Annotated in this window: 15 protein-coding genes and 2 tRNA genes; 7 read left to right on the top strand and 10 right to left on the bottom strand. The window is 42.6% G+C overall.

What is annotated here, in order from left to right; genetic code table 11:
* Positions 1–89: 89 nt before the first annotated feature.
* The 3 genes from Q9R21_RS07405 (at position 90) to Q9R21_RS07395 (ending at position 1,147) form a co-directional block, all read left to right on the top strand.
* Positions 90–180, top strand: a tRNA-Ser gene (locus tag Q9R21_RS07405).
* Positions 181–639: 459 nt separating this feature from the next.
* A complete protein-coding gene (locus Q9R21_RS07400; RefSeq protein ID WP_004647282.1) occupies positions 640–867 on the top strand; it encodes a hypothetical protein in 228 nt (75 codons plus the stop codon).
* A 204-nt stretch (positions 868–1,071) separates the two neighbouring features.
* A tRNA-Thr gene (locus Q9R21_RS07395) sits at positions 1,072–1,147 on the top strand.
* A 76-nt stretch (positions 1,148–1,223) separates the two neighbouring features.
* On the opposite strand, the gene Q9R21_RS07390 is transcribed toward Q9R21_RS07395, so the two are convergent.
* The 6 genes from Q9R21_RS07390 to Q9R21_RS07365 all read right to left on the bottom strand — a co-directional run bounded on the left by Q9R21_RS07390 (position 1,224) and on the right by Q9R21_RS07365 (position 8,125).
* Positions 1,224–2,072, bottom strand: a complete 849-nt coding sequence (locus tag Q9R21_RS07390; RefSeq protein WP_311204038.1) for a class I SAM-dependent methyltransferase — start codon at positions 2,070–2,072, stop codon at positions 1,224–1,226.
* A gap of 3 nt (positions 2,073–2,075) precedes the next feature.
* Positions 2,076–3,383: an FAD-dependent oxidoreductase gene (locus Q9R21_RS07385; protein ID WP_311204037.1), complete on the bottom strand. Its 1,308-nt coding sequence runs from the start codon at positions 3,381–3,383 to the stop codon at positions 2,076–2,078.
* A gap of 621 nt (positions 3,384–4,004) precedes the next feature.
* On the bottom strand, positions 4,005–4,568 hold the full coding sequence (gene ahpC / locus Q9R21_RS07380; protein WP_004278673.1) for an alkyl hydroperoxide reductase subunit C: 564 nt from the start codon (positions 4,566–4,568) through the stop codon (positions 4,005–4,007).
* Positions 4,569–4,879: 311 nt separating this feature from the next.
* Complete coding sequence (gene ssb / locus Q9R21_RS07375; protein ID WP_004281391.1) at positions 4,880–5,467, bottom strand: single-stranded DNA-binding protein; 588 nt, start codon at positions 5,465–5,467, stop codon at positions 4,880–4,882.
* Between the two features lie 51 nt (positions 5,468–5,518).
* Positions 5,519–6,883, bottom strand: a complete 1,365-nt coding sequence (locus tag Q9R21_RS07370; protein WP_311204036.1) for an MFS transporter — start codon at positions 6,881–6,883, stop codon at positions 5,519–5,521.
* A gap of 153 nt (positions 6,884–7,036) precedes the next feature.
* Complete coding sequence (locus tag Q9R21_RS07365; protein WP_311204035.1) at positions 7,037–8,125, bottom strand: DUF475 domain-containing protein; 1,089 nt, start codon at positions 8,123–8,125, stop codon at positions 7,037–7,039.
* Positions 8,126–8,347: 222 nt separating this feature from the next.
* On the opposite strand from Q9R21_RS07365, the gene tenA reads away from it, so the two are divergent.
* The 3 genes from tenA to uvrA all read left to right on the top strand — a co-directional run bounded on the left by tenA (position 8,348) and on the right by uvrA (position 12,623).
* Positions 8,348–9,019: a thiaminase II gene (tenA, locus tag Q9R21_RS07360; protein WP_180180825.1), complete on the top strand. Its 672-nt coding sequence runs from the start codon at positions 8,348–8,350 to the stop codon at positions 9,017–9,019.
* 222 nt (positions 9,020–9,241) lie between these two features.
* Positions 9,242–9,610: a hypothetical protein gene (locus Q9R21_RS07355; protein WP_004729209.1), complete on the top strand. Its 369-nt coding sequence runs from the start codon at positions 9,242–9,244 to the stop codon at positions 9,608–9,610.
* A 181-nt stretch (positions 9,611–9,791) separates the two neighbouring features.
* Positions 9,792–12,623, top strand: a complete 2,832-nt coding sequence (gene uvrA / locus Q9R21_RS07350) for an excinuclease ABC subunit UvrA (RefSeq protein ID WP_311204034.1) — start codon at positions 9,792–9,794, stop codon at positions 12,621–12,623.
* Positions 12,624–12,635: 12 nt separating this feature from the next.
* Here uvrA and Q9R21_RS07345 read toward each other — a convergent pair whose 3' ends face one another.
* Together Q9R21_RS07345 and Q9R21_RS07340 are read right to left on the bottom strand one after the other, a co-directional pair.
* The gene (locus Q9R21_RS07345) at positions 12,636–14,330 is read right to left on the bottom strand and encodes a P-loop NTPase fold protein (protein ID WP_311204033.1); all 1,695 of its coding nucleotides are present in this window, start codon (positions 14,328–14,330) and stop codon (positions 12,636–12,638) included.
* Positions 14,331–14,395: 65 nt separating this feature from the next.
* Positions 14,396–16,102 carry a GGDEF domain-containing protein gene (locus Q9R21_RS07340; RefSeq protein WP_311204032.1) on the bottom strand — a complete coding sequence of 569 codons (1,707 nt, stop codon included), beginning with the start codon at positions 16,100–16,102 and terminating at the stop codon, positions 14,396–14,398.
* Positions 16,103–17,233: 1,131 nt separating this feature from the next.
* On the opposite strand from Q9R21_RS07340, the gene omp33-36 reads away from it, so the two are divergent.
* Positions 17,234–18,109 carry a porin Omp33-36 gene (gene omp33-36, locus Q9R21_RS07335; RefSeq protein ID WP_224217009.1) on the top strand — a complete coding sequence of 292 codons (876 nt, stop codon included), beginning with the start codon at positions 17,234–17,236 and terminating at the stop codon, positions 18,107–18,109.
* Between the two features lie 68 nt (positions 18,110–18,177).
* Here omp33-36 and Q9R21_RS07330 read toward each other — a convergent pair whose 3' ends face one another.
* On the bottom strand, positions 18,178–20,148 hold the full coding sequence (locus tag Q9R21_RS07330; protein ID WP_311204031.1) for a choline BCCT transporter BetT: 1,971 nt from the start codon (positions 20,146–20,148) through the stop codon (positions 18,178–18,180).
* Positions 20,149–20,320: 172 nt separating this feature from the next.
* Positions 20,321–21,037, bottom strand: coding sequence for an ion channel (locus Q9R21_RS07325; RefSeq protein ID WP_005105364.1), 717 nt, complete (start codon positions 21,035–21,037; stop codon positions 20,321–20,323).
* Positions 21,038–21,195: the final 158 nt, after the last annotated feature.

The following is a 21,195-nucleotide window of genomic DNA, read 5'->3' as shown; positions in this document are numbered from 1 at the left end:
GAATCATAGCACCGCATTAAAAGTTTTTCCGCAAATCAATTGTTTCAGCTTGGCACAGCTGGTTTTTTTCGCTATTATCCTCGGCCTATGGTGAGGTGTCCGAGTGGCTGAAGGAGCACGCCTGGAAAGTGTGTAAACGTTTATAGCGTTTCGAGGGTTCGAATCCCTCTCTCACCGCCAGAATTTAAAAACCCGAATCACATGATTCGGGTTTTTTTATATTTAATTTTATCCATCATCCCATCAGTAAAAAAAATCATCTGCTTAGATCTTAAAATATTGTTATCCATCGTCTTATGCAAATCATTGAATTTACACACCTCATCGCTTATAAAAACCTGTTTTAATTCAATGCTTGCGCTTAATTCTATTTTTTAAAAATCTTCATTTTTCATCAGCCAAAAAACTGATAAATTGTGCAGTTTCTGTACGCCATTTATTTCAGGTTTTTATTTATGTGTTCAAAAAAAAACTGGCACAAAAATAGCTTAATTTTATTGTCATCAAAGCTATGTTATGTTGCTTATAAATCAACTAAAAGGAGAATAAAAACCAAAGGATAGAAAGAAATAACCAAGTGAAGCGAGCCATTCAAATTTGAAGTTAAAAAATAGATACACTGCTATTCGGAGAGCGAACATGAATAACAGCGCAAACTATGCCAAACAGATTAAAAATGCAAAACGTGGCGGTTATACCCCAACCATTGCCAAGGACATCAATAAACATAAAATTCAAAAAGCCTTAAGACTCATCGAACAGTGGAGAAGCCTCGCTCAAGAACTCAAACCTCAAATGCAGTTTGATATGGCCTTTACTTTAGAGGAATGTGCACAAGAATTAGATCGCATCCTGAAAAACAGATAAACCTTTCAACCGACTCATATTCATAGCAAATCCTATGCTTTCACCCTCGCCCATATCTGCATATATGGGCCATTTCTTTGCACATAGTCAAAAACAGAACTTTTCATCCATCCGGTCAAAATAAACAAATCCTGCCGAAACTGATTGAACGGTTATTTTTTGGCTTGCGTGACCAAAAAAAATCTGTAAAATGCACTCCACCATGCCGGCATAGCTCAGTTGGTAGAGCAACTGACTTGTAATCAGTAGGTCCACAGTTCGAATCCGTGTGCCGGCACCATATCTTAGCCTCGCTTTTTAGTGAGGCTTTGATGTTTCTGGGTTTTGGTATTTTCAGCTGAGTCTTCTTGCACTTTCTAGTGCTTCGATTGTGCCGTCACTTGCACATATCTCACAATCCCTTCCTGATATAATTTTCGGCATAGTTTCGCTGTCATCTGAATTTTAAAATGATCCAGTTTTGAACCTTGAGCCTGATCATCTGATGCTTTTGAATTCAAAGTTTTTTGCACATAATCCGCAAAGCCTGAAAATACCGGCTCGGACAGATCCTGAATCTGGATATTTTTAAATTCAAAACGATCCAGACAGGCATATAATGCACCCACTGTCATTAAATCTTTTAAATTCACATCGGCAGATTTCAATAAAAACTGATATTTACGCCGTGGTAATGCATTTAAATTTTCCCAACGCTCGGACAAAACCAGATGATGAAAACCAATCCGCGCATTTGAATTTAAAACACTATGGACCTGCTCCAAAAATACAGGAACAGGACTGTGATAAGCTGCATCCAGACACAGCACCACATCAAAACGCTGGGAAAATGGCAATTCTTTTAAACGCAAAAATGATGCCTGATAAATAGCATTCAGTTCTGGTAGATGTTGCTGAATATTAGCTACACAAGCAGCCTGTAGCTCGACACCAGCCAGATATTGCACCTGATAGTGTTGTTGCCAGTACAGCAAGCTGGCGCCCTGACCACAGCCTAAATCCAGCAGTTTATCTTTTGAATTTAAATTTACAGATTGCGCAAGGTGATCGGCGAGCATTCGACAGGCAGCCGCATAATCCTGCTGACCTGCTTGCCAATACCCTAAATTGCTCCAGGGCAATTGTGCATGATCGCCCAACATAGCGGCATCGATTGCATACTTGTGCTGGGGAAGACGCTGACGCAGTGCCTGAAGCCATTGCATGGATTAATAACCCAGTTGCGGAGCAACCTCGACCACAGGTTTTAAACCCTGAAATGGTAAAGGCGCACCAAAGATTTCTGCAATTTTCATCGCTGAAGTCACTGCCGATTCCAGAATTGGCAAACCGTCACATGACCATGAGCCACAGAAGAAGACCTTACGGTTGGCATCCAGATGACGTTGCTGCAATTCCTTATTCAGTGCCACGGTATTGGCATCGACCACTGCACGCGTCAGCATGACCGATTTGATCACTTTCTTCGGATCAATGTCGGTTACCGGACGCCAGGTCTGAAACACGGCCGACTTGCCGACCAAAGAAGGTTCAATCGAGTTAAGCCACACGGTAAATTGCTGACGGGTAAATTTACGGTCCATCATATAGCTGAGTACGGCCCAGTCTTTACGTTTTGGCGGCATTACGCTGGCATCGGTATGAATCACCAGTTCGCCTTGTTCGAATTTGAATTTCTTCAATAATTCAATTTCACTGGCAAACTGTACCGGATCCAGGAATTGCTCAATTTTGGTGGTCGGTGTTGCGACAATCACCCGGTCAAACAGTTTTGAATAACCGGCCGCATTTTCCACTTTGACCTGATCGCCCTGCTCTTGTACCAGTGTAATTGCTGAACCGTCTTCAATCTGAATGCCTTCAATCAGCTTGTCGACCAGTGCCGGTGTACCGCCTTGCAGACGCAGTAAAGCATCGCCATCGGTTAATTGACGCAGAAAAATTAACAACGGTTTAGCTGGCCATTCACCAATGGTTTTCGGATTGCAGGTACAGATGGTATATAGCACCGGCATCACCGCACCGTGCCAGAACACTTCTTCAATCTCGTTACGATTGATAAATTCTGCCAGGCTGATGTCCTGATTTTTCGATTTAAAGAATTTGGTCAATGCAACTTTTAACTGCAACAGGCCTTTGACCAGACGCCAGCCATATTGTTGCAGGCCTTTCCGGTTATTGATGATCGGGATATTGCCAATTCGGCTACGCGATGTGGTCAGCCAGGTTTCAGTTTTATCTTCAAATAACCAGCTGCAGGCCATATAGGTCCGCACCGGATAAGTTTTAATGCCCAGATGTGTGGCTAGACTCAGGGTGTTTTTCCACAGATAGGGGTTCATCACACGTAAAGGTGCGTCAATCAGGCCCCCTTCAAATTCAAGGCTATGACTGTCCATGCCGCGACCTGGAAGTGCTTCAAAAATCGTGATGTGATCCCCTGCGTCCTGGAGAATTCTGGCTGTAGCCAGTCCGGCCATGCCACTACCAATTACTGCGATATCCAAACTGATCATCCGTCATTGAAAAACTACAGAAATTATGTACCATGCGCCAATCAAACAGGTTATTAAAATCTTCCAGAATATATGTTTTTCGTAAAGGCCTTTTTGTTCAATTTCACCTGCTTTTTATTCATTTTTCTGCCTTAGTTAAAATTCCATCAAATCTAAGATTTTATTCATATTTTTATCTAAAAACTTGAAAATTCGCTTTAAAAACAAATAATTTAATTAACCATTTTTATAATCCTTGGTTGACAAATACTTTTTAAATACCTATGATTCGCAGCATAAGAAAACCATAAATTCATCCGGTTCCATTCAGATGCGTTTATGCGAAAATTGTTTAAAACGACAAGAAACTACAGCGCCTTATAAAATAAAAGCCTCTGCGAAAGCAGAGGCTTCTTTGTTTTCAGGCCTAGTCAATCATGCAGCAGGGTATTGCGCTTACTTGATTGCCTCGCATAAGCCGCTTAAAAAGTATAGAGTGCAATTCCTCAATTCTCATTTTGTTCTCAAATAGAAATCAAATGGCATGATGTTTTTGTCTAGAATTCATAAATCTCTAAACTAAAAAAATAAAAAATCCAGCAACTTGTGCTGGATTTTTTGCTTCAAAGAACTAGGTTTGAATTAGATTTTACCCACCAGGTCGATTGATGGAGCAAGTGTTGCTTCACCTTCTTTCCATTTTGCCGGACAAACTTCACCTGGGTGCGCATGTACATATTGTGCAGCTTTCACTTTACGCAGAAGCTCTTGTGCATCACGGCCGATACCACCCGCGTTGATTTCAATGATCTGGATTTTACCTTCTGGATCAATCACGAAAGTACCACGATCTGCCAGACCTTCGGCTTCAATCAATACTTCGAAGTTTTTAGACAAAGTCCAGGTTGGATCACCAATCAATGGATACTGGATTTTACCAATCACGTCAGAGGTATCATGCCAAGCTTTATGGGTGAAATGAGTATCGGTAGACACGCCATAAATTTCTACACCCATTTTCTGGAATTCAGCATACTGATCAGCAAGATCGCCTAATTCAGTTGGACAAACAAAGGTAAAATCTGCAGGATAGAAAAACACCACTGACCATTTACCTTTCAGGTCTTGCTCAGAAACTTCGATGAACTGACCATTGTGGTAAGCAGTTGCATTGAATGGTTTGATTTCAGTATTGATTAAACTCATGAGATATTTCCTCTGGCTTATTTCTGGGATTGCTTATCTTGTGAAGCTAGAATACGAAAAATTTTAAAATAGGTAAAACCGCAAGTTTTTATAAAAATGATCGCTTTTTTAGATCATAAATTTCTATCGGTATTTATTATCTTATTTATTTTCTCGATGCAGAGTTGTCCCCATCAAAAGCAACCTGATGTTTTAAGATTTATGATTCTTTTAATAAGTCGGGCTTTATTCAAACTTAATATAAATCTCGAGGATATAAAAAACCCACCGTATTCAGGTGGGTTTTAATGATAATTTACCGTTCTGATAAATCAAAATGGTAAGTCATCATCTAGATCTGCTGCAGGCGCTGCTGTTGGAGCAGGTGCAGATTTCGGCGCAAAACCACTCGGGTTATTGTTGCCATAACCGCCGCCCTGATTGTTGTTAAAACCGCCTTGCTGTGGCGCTGAACCATAACCCGATTGCGGGTTATTGCCATAACCGCCTTGGTTGTTGTTCGCCTGATTATTGTTATTAAAGCGTGGCTGGTTAAAGCTGCTCTCGCCCTGATCGTTTTGAGGACGGCTAGAGTCTAGCATCTGCATTTGCTCACCACGGATTTCTGTCGTATAGCGTTCCTGACCATTCTGGTCAGTCCACTGACGGGTACGTAATGAACCTTCAATATATACTTTTGAGCCTTTACGAAGATATTGCTGCGCAATTTCACCTAAACGGTTATGCAACACGATACGGTGCCATTCCGTTTGTTCTTTACGTTCACCGGTACTTTTATCTGTCCACGAATCGCTGGTTGCGATCGAGAATTGAGTGAGAGAGCCACCATTTGCAAAAGTTTTGGTTTCCGGATCTTTACCCAAAGTACCCACTAAAATAACTTTATTTACACCACGCATTTGCCGTTTACTTCCTATATATTTCTGTATTTTACTTTATAAGAGTTATGCTTAAATGGCTACCTCTTTACCTAACAAGTGCGTTAATTGTTGTCGCGAAGCATCATCAATCTGCTGTTTATCGACTTTTACATAGGCAACTTGCTGTTCAGACATCACCACGACCTCTTCAATACCACGAATCGCCAAAAGCTGAGAAGTCCATTCGTCAGTTTGTCTGCTTTCCGGCAATCGCAGTACCAGCGATGACAGATAGCGTGGCTGAGCCAGGCCAAAACTCATCAGCAGCCAGATGATCGCGATTCCTGTCAGGATACTCCAGCCCATCGAGGTATTGTTTAGCAGCAGCAATTGTCCGCCAATCATACCGCCAAAGAAAGCCCCTAAAAACTGGCTGCTGGCATTTACGCCCATTGCCGTCGCTTTGGACTGGATCGGTGCCGCTTTCGACAACCAAGACGGCAACAGGGCTTCCATCACATTAAAGGCAATGAAGAACAACCCTAAACCAATCAGCAAGACATATTTGGATTCAAAACCAAATGCCATCACCATTAAACCCAGAATAATACCGATAATGGCCACCAGAAAAATCGCCCGCATTTTGTGGTATTTTTCTGCCAGGATAATACTCGGAAAAGCAAAAAACAGGCTCAGTACCAACAGCGGCAAATATACCCAGCCATGACTGGAAAGTGGCAGATCAGCAAATTCGATCAGCTGTGAAGGCACATAGATAAACATGGCGGTGAGCAATAAATGCAGGGTAAAGACCGACACATGCAGACGATTCAGATCCCCGATTTTGATTACCTGTTTCAACTGTGCCAGATAGCCCTGCTGAAAGTTTTGATGATGCCGCGTGACTTTCGGCACCATCAACAGCATGGCAATCGCCGCCAGGCCCATCACCGTAGTCACCCAGAATAATCCCGAGATGCCCACCAGACCCGTTAGCCAAGGCCCCAGACTAAAGGCCACCACAAAGGACAGGCCGATACTCATGCCCATCATTGCCATGGCTTTCATACGGTTTTCTTCACGGGTGACATCTGCCAGCAGTGCCATCACCACAGCCGATACCGCACCACCGCCAGCGATTGCACGGCCGATAATCACGCCATAAATGGTGTCCGACATGGCCGCAATCGCACCGCCCAGCGCAAATAATAGCAGCCCTAAAACCACCAGTGGCTTACGGCTGTAACGATCCGCAATCAGGCTGAATGGAATCTGTAACAGTGCCTGGGTCAGACCATAGACCCCGACCGCCAAACCGATCAGTGCAGGCGTCGCATATTGATATGCCTGCCCTGCCACAGAAAACACCGGGATAATCATAAACAACCCCAGCATGCGCAGTGCAAAAATACTGCTCAGGGCAAAGGTTGAACGACGTTCTAAAGCATTCATCATAAATTATGGCGATTGGGTTAATTAATCTGGAGCCCAGATTATAGGACATTCAGCTCATTAATAAGACATGAATTTTATTTGAAATAAAGATGATGCCAATCTAAAAACAAAAAAAGCGCAGCCGGAGCTACGCTTTCATTCAGGGACAGTGCTTTATTTGTCTAAAGCTGCCTGACGTTTCTTGTACTGAATCGAGGCGAATACTGCCCAGACAATAAAAGCCACACCGATCAGACCGGTCACCACTTCTGGTACATGCAGACCGGTTCCGCTGGCAATCATAATGAAAGCCAGTGCACCGATGGCATAATGCGCACCATGTTCCAGGTAGATATAGGCATCCAATGTGCCCTGCTCAACCAGATAAATCGTCATTGAACGGACAAAGATCGCACCAATTGCCAGACCCAGCATGATGATGACCACGTCTGAGGTAATCGCAAAGGCACCGATCACGCCATCAAAACTGAAAGAGGCATCCAGGACTTCTAGATAGAGGAAACCACCAATACCGGCTTTCACTACACCCGTCGGTACGCCATTTTCATCATGACGAACTGCATTGCCATTTTCATCCACTTCAGGTTCACCACCGAGCATATGACTCAGCACCTGCACCCCGATATAAATCACAATACCCCAGATTCCGGCCATGGTCACGACCAGACGCTTGGCTTCATCGACATTGGCTGCCATGATTAACAAGGCCACCAGTGCAATAAAGACCGACATCGCCGGAACACTGGCCAGGTTGGATAAACGGCGTTCTACTCGTCTGAACCAGTGGGTATCCTTTTCTTCATCCAGGAAGAAGTTCAGGAATACCATCAACAGGAAAGCACCACCAAAAGCAGCAATCTCAGGATGATGTGCCATTAAACGTGCTGAATATTCTTTCGGATCATTCAGGGCCAGACGTACCACTTCCATAAAGCCCAGGTCTGCAGTCACTGCAACAATGACCACTGGGAAGATCAAACGCATCCCGAAAACTGCAATCAGAATACCGACTGTCAGGAACAGCATTTTCCAAAAATGATCCCAACCCCGTAGGACTGAGGCATTAACAACCGCGTTATCAAAGGACAACGACACTTCCATAATCGCTAAAATAGCGGTGATGGTTAGCGCTGTGAGCATGGTTTGCAGGCCTGCGTCAGGACCATGGGTATAACCCCAATACGCAGACAAACCAAGACACACGATCGAAAATGCAATCGAGAAACCAAAATGTTTCAACATACACAACGACCTTGGATAAATTAAATAAATGTATGGCTGCGAAAGAGCAGCAATACGAATAGGAAAAGTTAAGCTAATTATGAAACTTTTAGCGCATAAACCAAAGCACTTCCTGAGCCGTTTTATCTTATTTTCTGTTTTTAAAATTTGCCGATCTTTTAAACAGCCCGATCTTTGCTATAGTGCCGCATGGTTTAACTTGAACTGCGAAGGATTTTCAGCATGAGTTTTTCACAAGAGGTATGGCAACGTAATCTCACACTTTATCAGAAGACCCTGGCCCTGCCCTTTAATCAGCAACTGGCACAAGGTACTTTAAGCCGTGAAGCCTTTAGTCATTATGTGATTCAGGATGCGCATTATTTACTGGCCTATGGCCGTGCACTGGCCGTGTGTGCCGCCAAAGCTTTTGAAGCGGACGATGTAATCCAGTTTGCCGAGGCAGCCAAAATTGCGATTGTGGTGGAACGTAGCCTGCATGATGGCTTTATGCAAGATTTTGGCATTAGCAAAGAGCAATTTGAGCAGACACCGTTGACGCTGGCATGTCATCACTATACTTCTTATCTGACTTCGACCGCCTGGTCAGAAAGCTACCCGGTGGTGCTGGCCTCGTTGCTGCCTTGTTTCTGGATTTATGCCGAAGTTGGTAAAGATATTGTCGACAACTCTGCGCCGAATAATCCATATCAAGCCTGGGTGGATACCTATTCAGGAGAGGAATTCCACACTGCGGTGCGGAATGTGATTGCGACCGTTGACCGTGTTGCGGCGCGTGTTGATGCCGATACACTAGAAAAAATGCATGCAGCTTATACGCATGCGGCCCGTCTGGAATGGTTGTTCTGGGACAGTGCCTTTGAGCAACGCCAGTGGCCTGGTCTGGATGAATAAGACGGACGAATAAAAAAAGCCCTGTTTAAGACAGGGCTTTTTGGTTATAGCTGATCAAAAAATTTCTACTGTCATAAACCGATCATAAAAACGGCTTAGTCTGAAAAAAACAAGGATAGAACTGGCCGGTACGCTAGACCTAGCTATAAGCCCCAAATTGCCGAACAATAATTGAGAATAATTATCAATTAATAAAATCAATCCCGGAAAGAGGCAGATGATATGCACACTTTAGGCACCGAAGCGATTCGGGCATTTTTTACCCTGCAATGTTGCTGGCTCAATAATGAAGAAATCTATTTGGAACAAGGCTGTCCAGATTGTAGCTCGGCAGCGACTTATCTGATTTACCATACCAACACGCATATCCAGAAACATCTGCTGAAATTTATTGAAAAGTATCGCTGTCATCAGGCGCGACGTAACGATTTGCTCGACCTGGATTTTTTCCAAAAAGACTATGAGGACTTCCTGCACATTCTGGAAAATGAAGTCAATTTTTATGCACGTCTGCATCATGATGTGTCACGTGAACGCTGCTTTGAAGAGATCGAGTCTATCTTTGAACGCCATTATGCAATGGCTTATTAGGTATTGGCCTTGTACATGATCATTGTGAATATTTAGGCAATCGACTACTGCGTTTGTTAATGTTGTGATGAATTGACCAATCACCGACATAACTTGACGTTTAAAATACTTTTATTTGCACTTGAACATTTTTCATCCGGTATCATATAAGGGTTTTTGATGAATATTCTAGGATCCTTGCATGAGCCAAAGCCACATCCGTATTCGAGGCGCACGTACCCATAACCTGAAAAATGTGAACCTTGATATACCACGCGACAAGTTTGTGGTGATTACGGGACTGTCTGGTTCAGGTAAGTCCTCGCTTGCCTTTGATACCTTATATGCCGAAGGTCAGCGCCGTTATGTGGAATCGCTGTCTGCCTATGCCCGTCAGTTCCTCTCCCAGATGGAAAAACCGGAAGTGGATTCGATTGAGGGCCTAAGTCCAGCGATTGCGATCGAACAGAAATCTACCAGTCATAACCCTCGTTCTACTGTGGGCACTATTACTGAAATTTACGACTATTTACGTCTGCTCTATGCACGTGTCGGTACACCATTCTGCCCTGAACATGACTTGCCGATGGTGGCACAGACGGTCACTGAAATGGTCGATGCTGTTAAGGTACTGGAAGAAGGCACTGCTCTTTTACTGTTAGCACCAGTGGTGCGTGAACGTAAGGGCGAATACACGGCACTGTTTGAACAGCTGCAAAGTCAGGGTTTTGTCCGCGCCCGCGTCGATGGCGAGATTATGGAAATTGATCCGCCACCTGAGCTGGATAAAAAGAAAAAACATACCATTGAAGTGGTGGTCGACCGCTTTAAGATTCGTGATGATCTGGGTAACCGTATTGCAGAAAGTTTTGAAACCGCGCTGCGTCTTGGTGGTGATATCGCGATTTTATCCTGGATGAAGGGCGAGCATAACGATCGCGTGTTTTCAGCCAAGCACTCCTGCCCGCAATGTGACCGCGCGGTGGCTGAACTGGAACCGCGTTTATTTTCGTTCAACAACCCTTTTGGCGCCTGTCCGGTCTGTGATGGTTTGGGAACCCGCAGCCATTTTAGTGCCGACAAGCTGATTCCCAATCCTGAAGTCAGCGTTAGCCAAGGCGCGATTCGTGGCTGGGACCGTCAGCGTCCTTACTATTACAGCATGATCCAGAAAGTTGCCGAGCATTTTGGTTTTTCGCTAGAAACGCCGTGGAATGAACTGGATGCCGACACCAAGAAGAAATTTCTGTACGGCACCGGCAAAGAAAAAATTGATCTGAGCTATATCGATGAACGTGGCCGTCGCCATAATCGGGTGATTCCTTTTGAAGGAATTTTGCCGCATCTGGAACGCCGTTATCGTGAAACTGAAAGTAATTATGTCCGTGACGATCTGGCGCAATATCTGTCCAATGCCGCCTGTGATGCCTGTGATGGTTCACGTCTGAATGAAATTTCGCGTAATGTGAAAATTCTGGACAAAACCATTGCCGATATTACCCGTATGTCGATCGGCGATGCTGAAAGTTATTATCAGGGCATTCATCTGGAAGGTGCACGCGGTGAAATCGCCGACAAGATTTTCAAGGAAATCCGTGAACGTCTACATTTTCTGGTATCGGTTGGCCTGAATTATCTGAGTCTGTCCCGTTCTGCCGAAACCCTTTCGGGCGGTGAAGCACAGCGAATTCGTCTGGCTTCACAAATCGGTGCCGGTCTGATGGGCGTGATGTATGTGCTGGATGAGCCGTCAATTGGTTTGCATCAGCGTGATAACGACCGTCTGTTACAGACCCTGATCCGTCTGCGTGATCTGGGCAATACCGTCTTGGTAGTCGAGCATGATGAAGATGCGATTCGTGCCGCTGACCATATTATTGATATTGGTCCGGGTGCGGGTGTACATGGCGGGCATGTGATTGCCGAAGGGACTTATGATGAAATTCTGGCCAATCCTGACTCGCTGACCGGAAAATATTTATCCGGCAAATTAAAAATCGAAGTGCCGAAAAAACGGATTCAACCACCTAAGCCTGAAGAACAGATCAAGCTGATGGGGGCATCCGGGCATAACCTGAAAAAAGTCGATCTGACCATTCCTTTAGGTATTATGACCTGTGTTACCGGAGTGTCCGGTTCGGGTAAATCGACCTTGATTAACCGTACCTTGTTACCTTTGGCGGCGACCCAGCTCAATGGTGCCACCACTTTAACTTCGGAAAAGTTTGAATCGATTGATGGTTTGCAGTTCCTCGATAAAGTTGTGGATATTGACCAGAGTCCGATTGGACGAACCCCACGTTCAAATCCGGCAACTTATACCGGTCTATTTACCCCGATTCGTGAACTGTTTTCCCAAACTCAGGAAGCCAAGGCACGCGGTTATGCCGCCGGTCGTTTCTCATTTAACGTGAAAGGTGGCCGCTGTGAAGCCTGTGAAGGTGACGGCATGATCAAGGTGGCGATGCATTTCCTGCCGGATATGTATGTGCCATGTGATGCCTGTCATGGCAAACGCTATAACCGTGAAACGCTGGAAGTGAACTATAAGGGCAAGAATATTTCCGATGTCTTGCAGATGACCGTTGAAGATGCCATGCATTTCTTTGATGCGATTCCGGTGATTCACCGTCGTCTGGAAACATTACATCAGGTGGGTCTGGGTTATATCCGTCTGGGTCAGTCTGCTACCACTCTTTCTGGTGGTGAAGCGCAGCGGGTGAAACTGGCGCGTGAGCTGGCCAAACGTGATACCGGTCAAACCCTGTATATTCTGGATGAACCGACCACGGGCCTGCATTTCCATGATATTGCCAAACTGCTAGATATCCTGCATCAGCTCCGTGACAAGGGTAATACCATCGTGGTGATTGAGCATAATCTGGACGTGATTAAAACTGCCGACTGGGTGGTGGATTTAGGCCCTGAAGGTGGTTCAGGTGGCGGTATGATTGTCGCGGAAGGTACGCCTGAACAGGTCGTGAAAGTGAAAGCGTCACATACGGGTAAATTCTTGAAGCCGTTGTTGAAGTGATTTAGAAAGGGCTCATAAGAGCCCTTCTTTTTTAAAGTTTTCTATTACATATTCAATATTTTTCTTATTCACTTGATCAGTGCTCAAACTAAGCTTTTTCATTAAAATTGATTCAATATTTTGCTTTATCAATGGAGTTAAAGTCGAATCTATATTTTGCTTCAATATAATTGTCATTAACTCGCCTTTCGTTAATGATTTTAACTCTAAATCATATGTTGACTCACTAAAAATAAAATTCTCCCAATCTTGTAGGGAAGCAGACCTTAATACTAATTTAGCTTTGTTTTTTACGCCTCTATCTAAAATATAAATTTTTAATATGTCAAATAATGAGGGCAAGCCTACCGATGGGTTTTGCCGTTTCCAACGTTTCACATACCAATGAAGTAAATTCTCTTTTTTATAACCCCATGTTGTAACATCATCCCAAATCTGCTCATAATGTTTTGGCAATGCTTGAATAAGCCAATTCAGAATTTTTCTTTTCAATTTTTTAGAAAGGTCATTCCGCCCAAATTTTTTTAATAAGAAACAATGAAAATCTAAACTTTCTAGATCATTAAACCTTAAAGACTCTTTTGATTTTTTATATAATTCTTCGCAATAGCTTGGATCAACTTGTAAATTACGCCATTGATCCATTAATCTACCAAGATCTTTTCTAATTAAATTATTTTTCTCAGAAATTAAATCTGAATTAGCTAATGCATTCAATTCTTGAAAGTCTGGCGCTCCTTTTTGATCAAACCATTTCCTGAATTCTACTAGCCATCGATCATGATCAAATATAAACAAATAAGGTAAATTTTGTAATTTTTTCAATATTACCAACTTGTCATTATTTTGTTTACTATCTTCATTAATCTTCATCAAATCAACAGCATTGTCTGTAGAAAAATCTTCCCATGTTAAATCATTTTTTTTACCAAAATCTTCAATAAAATAACCTTGTAATACTCGAACCAAAATAATTTCTTTTGTTGAATATGCAACCTCTTTTGGTAGTTGCTCTGTGAATTTTCCAAACAATTTAATAACTTTTTGGAAAAATCGAAAATTATGAATCTCTAATTCATTTGCAAATTTGACCATTAAATCACCTAATGGTTTATCTATATCTTTTGTATTTGCACGAATTAAAGGTTCTACAGAATTAATTTTAACTTCTTCATCAATTAACTTTTCTTTGTACGCAGCATATTTTTTCTTATTTTCACTCTCAGTTTTTGACTCATCTAAAATTAAAATTACTTGGCAGTTACGTTCTAATTTCAATTGGTTCGCTAAACCCATTACATCTTTAATATCAAGTTTATTCGACATACGTTCAAAATCATCAAAGCAGATAATGGCATCTTTAACTTGATTAAACATTAAACTATCAAATATCTTTGCTGAGGAGCTAATACCAAATTGAGAAATTTTGGTCTCTTTTAGAATAGAGGGTAGCCCTCTTATCCATCGAGGAATTTCAATGGCAGAGCTATTATTTTCAATATGACTATAAATATGAGTTTTTAAGTCACTTAATGACTCCAACCCAAATAAAGAAACATACACATATTTCTTTTTATTTGGATTATTCTTTCTAAACTTATTCCAAAAGAAAGTTTTACCTACTCCCCAAGATCCAGTAATAGCGATAGCCATACCTTTATTATCACTTTCTCTAAATATTTGCTCTAATCTTTCTTCTGGTTTCATCTTTATTAGCATCTAAGAGTAATAAATTTGCTTAAATTTAAATTAAAAAGTACTGGGCTAAGAATTTAAACCTCTGCCACCGCATTACGTCCTTTGGCCTTTGCTGCAAACAAAGCATCATCTGCATTTGACAATAAAGCCATCCAAGACACGGCACCAATGGCAACCCCAATACTGACCGAAATCTGAATCTCGTCTCCTGCTGCAGTCACAATATGACGCTCAGCCACTTCAGCCCGAATGTTATCGGCCACAATCAATGCCTGCTGCATCTGGATATTTTCAATCAGCACCAGAAATTCATCGCCCCCATAACGCACCAGCAAATCTGTAGCACGGACATTAGCCTGTAAACGCTCGGCCACCAGCCGAATCACCTGATCGCCAATAATATGCCCATATTGATCATTCACCTGTTTAAAATGATCAATATCAATAATCATCAAACAGGTTTGACTCAATTGACCCGGCTGATTTTCCATAAAACGGATATATTCTTCCAGCGCGAAACGGTTCGATAATCCGGTCAAGGAATCGGAATGAGCAATATTCTTTAAACGGAATTCCAGCGCATCACGTTCTTGCAACATCTGTTGCAATTTCTGAATGGCAGCGAATAAGGAATCAGAATGATTCACTTCACGCAGCCGCATATCAATTTTCTGACGACCCGAGTTTTTAGACAAACTCAACAACATGCGGCGTGCCTGAATCAGCGGCAGGAATACCTGTTTACGTGCAAAAATCATGGTTGAAATCGCGGTCAGTAATGAAATCAGCGATACCAGTACACTCCAGATCAAACGCTGCATATTGCTGTTCATTTCCTGAATAGCGGCATCTCTGCTGTATTGCAGTAGGTAAGTTTGCAGGTCTACCACAGTCGCAAATTTATCTACCATCGCTTCAGTCAGCTCTGTTCCGCTCAAACGGTAGTCACGTTGCTCCAGACTGTCACTGATCAGTTCACTCACAATCGGTAAGCCTTGCTGAATAAACTCGGTTTCTACCCGTCGATGTAAACGAATGAACTCCTCTGTTTTATCTTGAACAGGCTGAATGGTATCAATCAAGGCCCACAAATAACGCACCTGATGTTGGGTCTGTAAAGAGCGGGTAATATTTTCAGTGGGAAGCGGAGCTTCAAAAGTCACATGCGCCATGATAGACGAGGCCACACGACCGGCCTGATCACGTAAATCAGATAAAAATAGAATCTGGCTAATATAGTTATTCAGAGGGGTCGATGAGCTATCTGAAGCCACTGCCACGTCACGCAAAAGTTCACGGCAACTTTCCCAGGCAGCAAACATGGCCAGAATTGCCTGATCAAGTTCTTGCGCACTGCGTTGCTGACGCGGCATCCGGGTATAGGCATCAACCTGTGCACGCCCCTTTTTCAAACTACTTTCAAGCTGTGAAAGTTGCTGATTCAGGTTGTTAAACCCGACCTCCCTCAAGACATCAGCCGTCTGGGAGAGCTGCCGATCCACCTGCTTTCGATAGCTGATTAACTCTTGCTGATGCTGGGCAAATTCCTGTACTGAACTAGACATGGCTTTATTGGCAGGCGCACGCTCACGCGAAATTTTATTTGCCAGATCAGCGACCTGCTGTAAGGCATTCAATTGTTGATAAGTTTGTCTGGATTTTAAATAACTTTGACTGCTACTCACAATTAAGGGAATGCAGATGCAAAGTAAACATAAAATAATAATCGACATCGACCAGTACAAACGTTTACTGATCCACTCAGAGCGTAAGGTATTCATGCTGTTGTATTACGCCCCAATATGACAAGCAAAGCTAAATAGATTGATTATTATACAAATAAAACAGGATGGTCTTAAAGCCTTTAGTCTTACTTCACTTATGTTTTTAATGAATTTTTATCATCTATTATTTTCAGATACTTAAGTTAGTTCATTTGAAACTTTAATGCAGGGTTTCATAACCACAATTCCCTATAAAGTCTTACAAAAGCAAGGGAATTTAAGCAGCTAAAAAATATAAAAACTTGCTTTCTGCACTATTTACACCTGCAACAAATAGGTGCATAATGCACCGCATTAGGGCGAGTTAAATTATTCCTCAGCAGATATTTTAGTTTACCCGCAAATTTTGGCGAAAAAAGCCCGATTTTCTATGAAAATCGGGGTTTTTTTTAGCTATTGAATTTTAGACCTCTATTTTTACTTTTCAATATGCACTATTTTGGTGCTTAAAATTATTCTAATATTTATTTTTCTCATCTTGTTTTGAGTTGAAGGTTTTTTCAGAAACAGAATGATCTGAATTAAAAAATACGGGACAAAAAAAAGCCCAACCTTGGGGAAAGCTGGGCGATAAAACAAAAAATTGTGGAGAATCAGGCTAAATCACTATGAAAATGTGAACTCTAACTTGATTTTCATATTATGTAAAATTCCCCTGAAAATGTAAAGCCGATTGCTTAAGTCAAGATTATAAAACATGCCCATTTAGCTCAAAAAACAGACATCTACTCTAAGACCCAAGCTGATGATGCTTTAAAATCAAGCAATCCAATCAAGACATGAGGCGCCAGACACCTTGCACTTCTTGACAAATTTATGAATTAGCTCACCTATTATTAATTGTTTTAATAGATATATATATTATAATTAATCGTATTAATTGATTGAAATAATAACATAATTTCTCCTTAATCTTTAGTCCCGATTCTATATTTAAAGTCTAGATTTTTGTTATACAAGAGTTTTTATATAAAATAGGTTCGGAGCCTAATACTTGAATTTTACACAAAATTAATACAATGATTTAGCTTAAAAAAATAGCGATTTCGAATTGGATTGACTTAATAAATTGTTACAATACAATATGTTCAAAAGTTGTACACATCTTGTAACAAAACGGTAAATATCATGAAAAAACTCGGTTTAGCCACTGCTTTATTATTAGCCATGACCGGTGCTCAAGCATATCAATTTGAAGTTCAAGGTCAATCAGAGTTCATCGACAACACTGCAAATGAACAAGACTTCACTGGTGCAGTTCAAGGTACTTACTACTTCAACAATGTTGATGCTTCTAAAGGTCCTTTAGCTGAAGCTGCTTTTTTAAACCAAGCATCTAATGTTTCTGCTGCTTATACATACGGCGAAGACGGACAAGAATTTGGTGACCGCACTGTGCACCATACTTTCGGTGTAAAAGGTGAAGCGTATATCCCGACTAACGTTGTTCCTGCTTATGCAAGCGCTTCTTATAGCCATACCATCGCGGATAACAAAGCGGGCGACGTAGACGGCAATGGTGACCGTTATGCATTAGAACTAGGTGCATTACTAATCCCTAACTTCTTGGTTGCTGTGGGTTATACCAGCGTTGCTGACCAAACTTCTTATGATGCTTTCAACATGTTTAACAACGGTGTTGCTAAAGCTGCTCTTGAATCTGGCACAATCAATGAAGACCAAGACGCAATCACTGCCCGCACTAAATATGTAGGCGCGATTGACGGTACTAACATGTCAATTGGTTTTGAAAGTGGCCTGGTTTATGGTGAAGATACTGCCTACAACTTAGGTACAACTCTTTTCCTTAACCCACAGTTAAGCGTTGGCGCATCTTATATGGAATCTAGCTTTGCTGGTTCTCCAGACAAAGCTTGGGGCGCGAACGTAAACTACTTCATCACTCCTGCTGTTGCAGTTGGCGCATCTTATGTAAATGCAAATGCTGAAGGCCAAGCACTGGATACACAAACGATTGGTGTAAATGCCAAATTCCGTTTCTAATTTCTGATTAGATTCTGAATCAAAAAAGGACGCATATTGCGTCCTTTTTTATTGTTTTATGACTTCGTTTACTCAGGTGTACGTACCAGACTTAAGAAGTGCAAATGACGTTCATATTGATCAATGATATCCTGCAATAGATCTTCTTGCGTCCACTCCATCACATCATAACCCTGCCCACCTTCTCTTAAAAAGACTTCTGCCTGATAGGAATCTACGCTCGCATTCTCCAGTTCAGCCATAAAGCTTGGACTTAAAGTCTGGGTGGCATTGACCTGATAGATAAAATTAATTTCATCCTGATGATCAACACGGAGCTGTATACCGTCTTCTAGCGGGCTAATCACCACTTGTAATCGGCGCCGTTTCAATTCACTTTGAAAGCTGAGAAATGCCTTATTCACTGTATTGTGAATATACTGCTGCACCTCTTCCTGAGTGTGCGGATAATGCATAATCAGGCCTAATCGCTGTTGCCAGCTGCGCGGATTCTGGATCGCACGCGGGGTAATCCGTGCGGCTTGCAGCGCATGCATTTTGGTAACATCCAGATGTAAGGCTTTGATTAATCCCCAGCACATCAGCAGCATAATGAAGGTAAATGGCAAGGCGCTCATGATCGTGGCCGATTGCAAGGCTTCTAAGCCACCCGCCAGCAAGAGGATGATGGCTAACAAAGCCATGAGCACGGTCCAGAATAGACGCTGCCAGGTCGGTGAATTTTCACTTTTTGCTGTCAGATAATCAGTCACCAATGCCCCTGAATCGGCAGAAGTCACAAAGAACAGCATCACTAGTAAAGTCGCAATGATACTGGTTACTGAGCTAAAAGGCAGATTAGCTAAAAATTCGAATAGAGCCACAGATGAATCACGCTGAACTGCTTCTAGCAAGCTGGTATTGGCTTCATGCATAATGCTATACAGCGCGGCATTGCCCATAAAACCCATCCAGATCAGGGTAAATCCGGTCGGAATCAGCAATACACCCACGATAAATTCACGAATACTGCGCCCTTCCGAGACCCGGGCAATGAACATCCCGACAAATGGCGACCAGGAAATCCACCAGGCCCAGTACATGATGGTCCAGCCGCCAATCCAGCCACTTGGCTGATAGGCATACAGATTAAAGGTCATGCTAAACAGATTAGAGACATACTGGCCGGCATTCTGAATAGTCGTCTGTAACAGATAAATACTCGGACCTGCCACAAAGACAAAGATCAGCAACAGCAGTGCAAGCACCAAATTTAGTTCAGATAAACGTTTAATTCCTTTATCTAATCCAAAAAATACGGAAGTCGCTGCCATGGTACTCACGACAATGATCAGAATCACCTGAGTGCTAGGTGCCTGTTCAACACCAAACAGGTAATTCAAGCCTGAATTGATCTGTGTGACCCCAAAACCCAGTGTGGTGGCCACACCAAATACCGTACCAATAGTGGCAAAGGTATCTACGCCATCTCCAATCGGACCATAGATCTTTTGACCAATCAGCGGATATAAGGCCGAACGAATTTTTAAAGGCAATTGATGCCGGTAAGCAAAATAAGCTAGCGATAGGCCAACCAGCGTATAAATGGCCCAGGCATGTAAGCCCCAGTGGAAAAAGGTGACCCGCATAGATTGTTGTGCAGCCAGTACAGTTTCCGGTTCACCGGCAGGTGGCGTAACATAATGCATCACCGGTTCGGCCACACCAAAGAACATCAGGCCAATCCCCATGCCTGCGGTGAATAACATCGCAAACCAGGAGGCACTGCTATATTTCGGTTGACTATGCTCGGGCCCCAGTTTGATTTTGCCCATATCCGACAGGGCAATATAAGCCAGAAGGATGATAAATATCGCCACCGACAATACATAGAACCAGCTAAAGGACGTGGTAATCCACTGGTTCAGTTGCTGGGTAAAAACTGAAAAAGCATCGGGTGCAAATACGACCAACGCTAAAAATATCGCAATAATGGCGACAGTACTGATAAAAACATTTGGATTGATATTGGCAAAACAGGATGGTTTTGTGGAAGGCATACATCCTCCATTTTTTAAAAATTGGATCGACAAACAGCGTCAAATAATTATTGGTAAGGTCAAAATGATCAGACAGATTCAGTCTATGGGAGCTAGATCTCCTGCTATTTTAGGATGTGACACAAAATAAAGCCGTTAAGTTACTGTAACAAATACAATAAAAGGATGAGTCTCATTGCCCAGGCGGGTTTTCTCTATTTTTCACGTTCTTTTTATGCGGTAGACGTGCGATATATTGCAAGGCAATTAAGCGGGATACAATCAGCGCCAGATACATCACCCCGACAAACATCTGGATAATGGCTAGCATCCGTGCGACCGGACTGACCGGCATGATATCAGACAGTCCTGTTGCAGATTGCACACTGAAACTAAGAAAAATCAGATCCAGCCAGGGTTGATAGGCTTGCAGATCGGGGTCTGAAAAGCTGTACGGCACCAGCAGCTGACAGATACTGTAGAGGAAGGCAAAGCCCCAGGCCAGCAAGGTAAATACTGCGCCAGCGGCAAAGAGTTCATCCTTGGTCAGATAACGGTCATGAAACATATAACGCAGTAGGCCATAGGCTGCACTAAAATAAGCACCAGCTTCAAACAGGTGGGCGGTGACATGGATCCAGGTATAACGCAGTCCCAGCACAATCAGGGAGGAAAAGAGAATTGCGCCGGCGACAAAGCTGAGTCCTAAAATGGTAAACATCGGAGTCTGGCGAATGACTCTGGCAATCACCAGCAAAACCAGAACACCCAGTACCCAGGTTCCCGCCCGATAAGACATGCTTCCATAACTCAATACCGACAAGAGCAAGATCAGCAATTGCAGGCACAACAGCCATGCCGAAGGCAAATGGGTAAAGCTGTTCCAGAACTGCTGCAGAGATTGCTTCATAATGCCCTTCTTGTTGCTATTCTTGTTACTATCTTCATGTAGGGAATACATTGTTATTGTTAACAGCTTTTAACATAGCATGCTCAAAGCCACTTGCAGATATACGCTTTGTATGAAAATTACTGAAATAACACTGCACAAATCCAGCCAGCTCAATG

Origin of the sequence: Acinetobacter sp. RG5 (genome assembly GCF_031844265.1) — a bacterium.
Taxonomy (GTDB): domain Bacteria; phylum Pseudomonadota; class Gammaproteobacteria; order Pseudomonadales; family Moraxellaceae; genus Acinetobacter.
The sequence above is the reverse complement of the archived record's forward strand: the minus strand, read 5'-3'. Positions and strand labels throughout refer to the sequence as shown.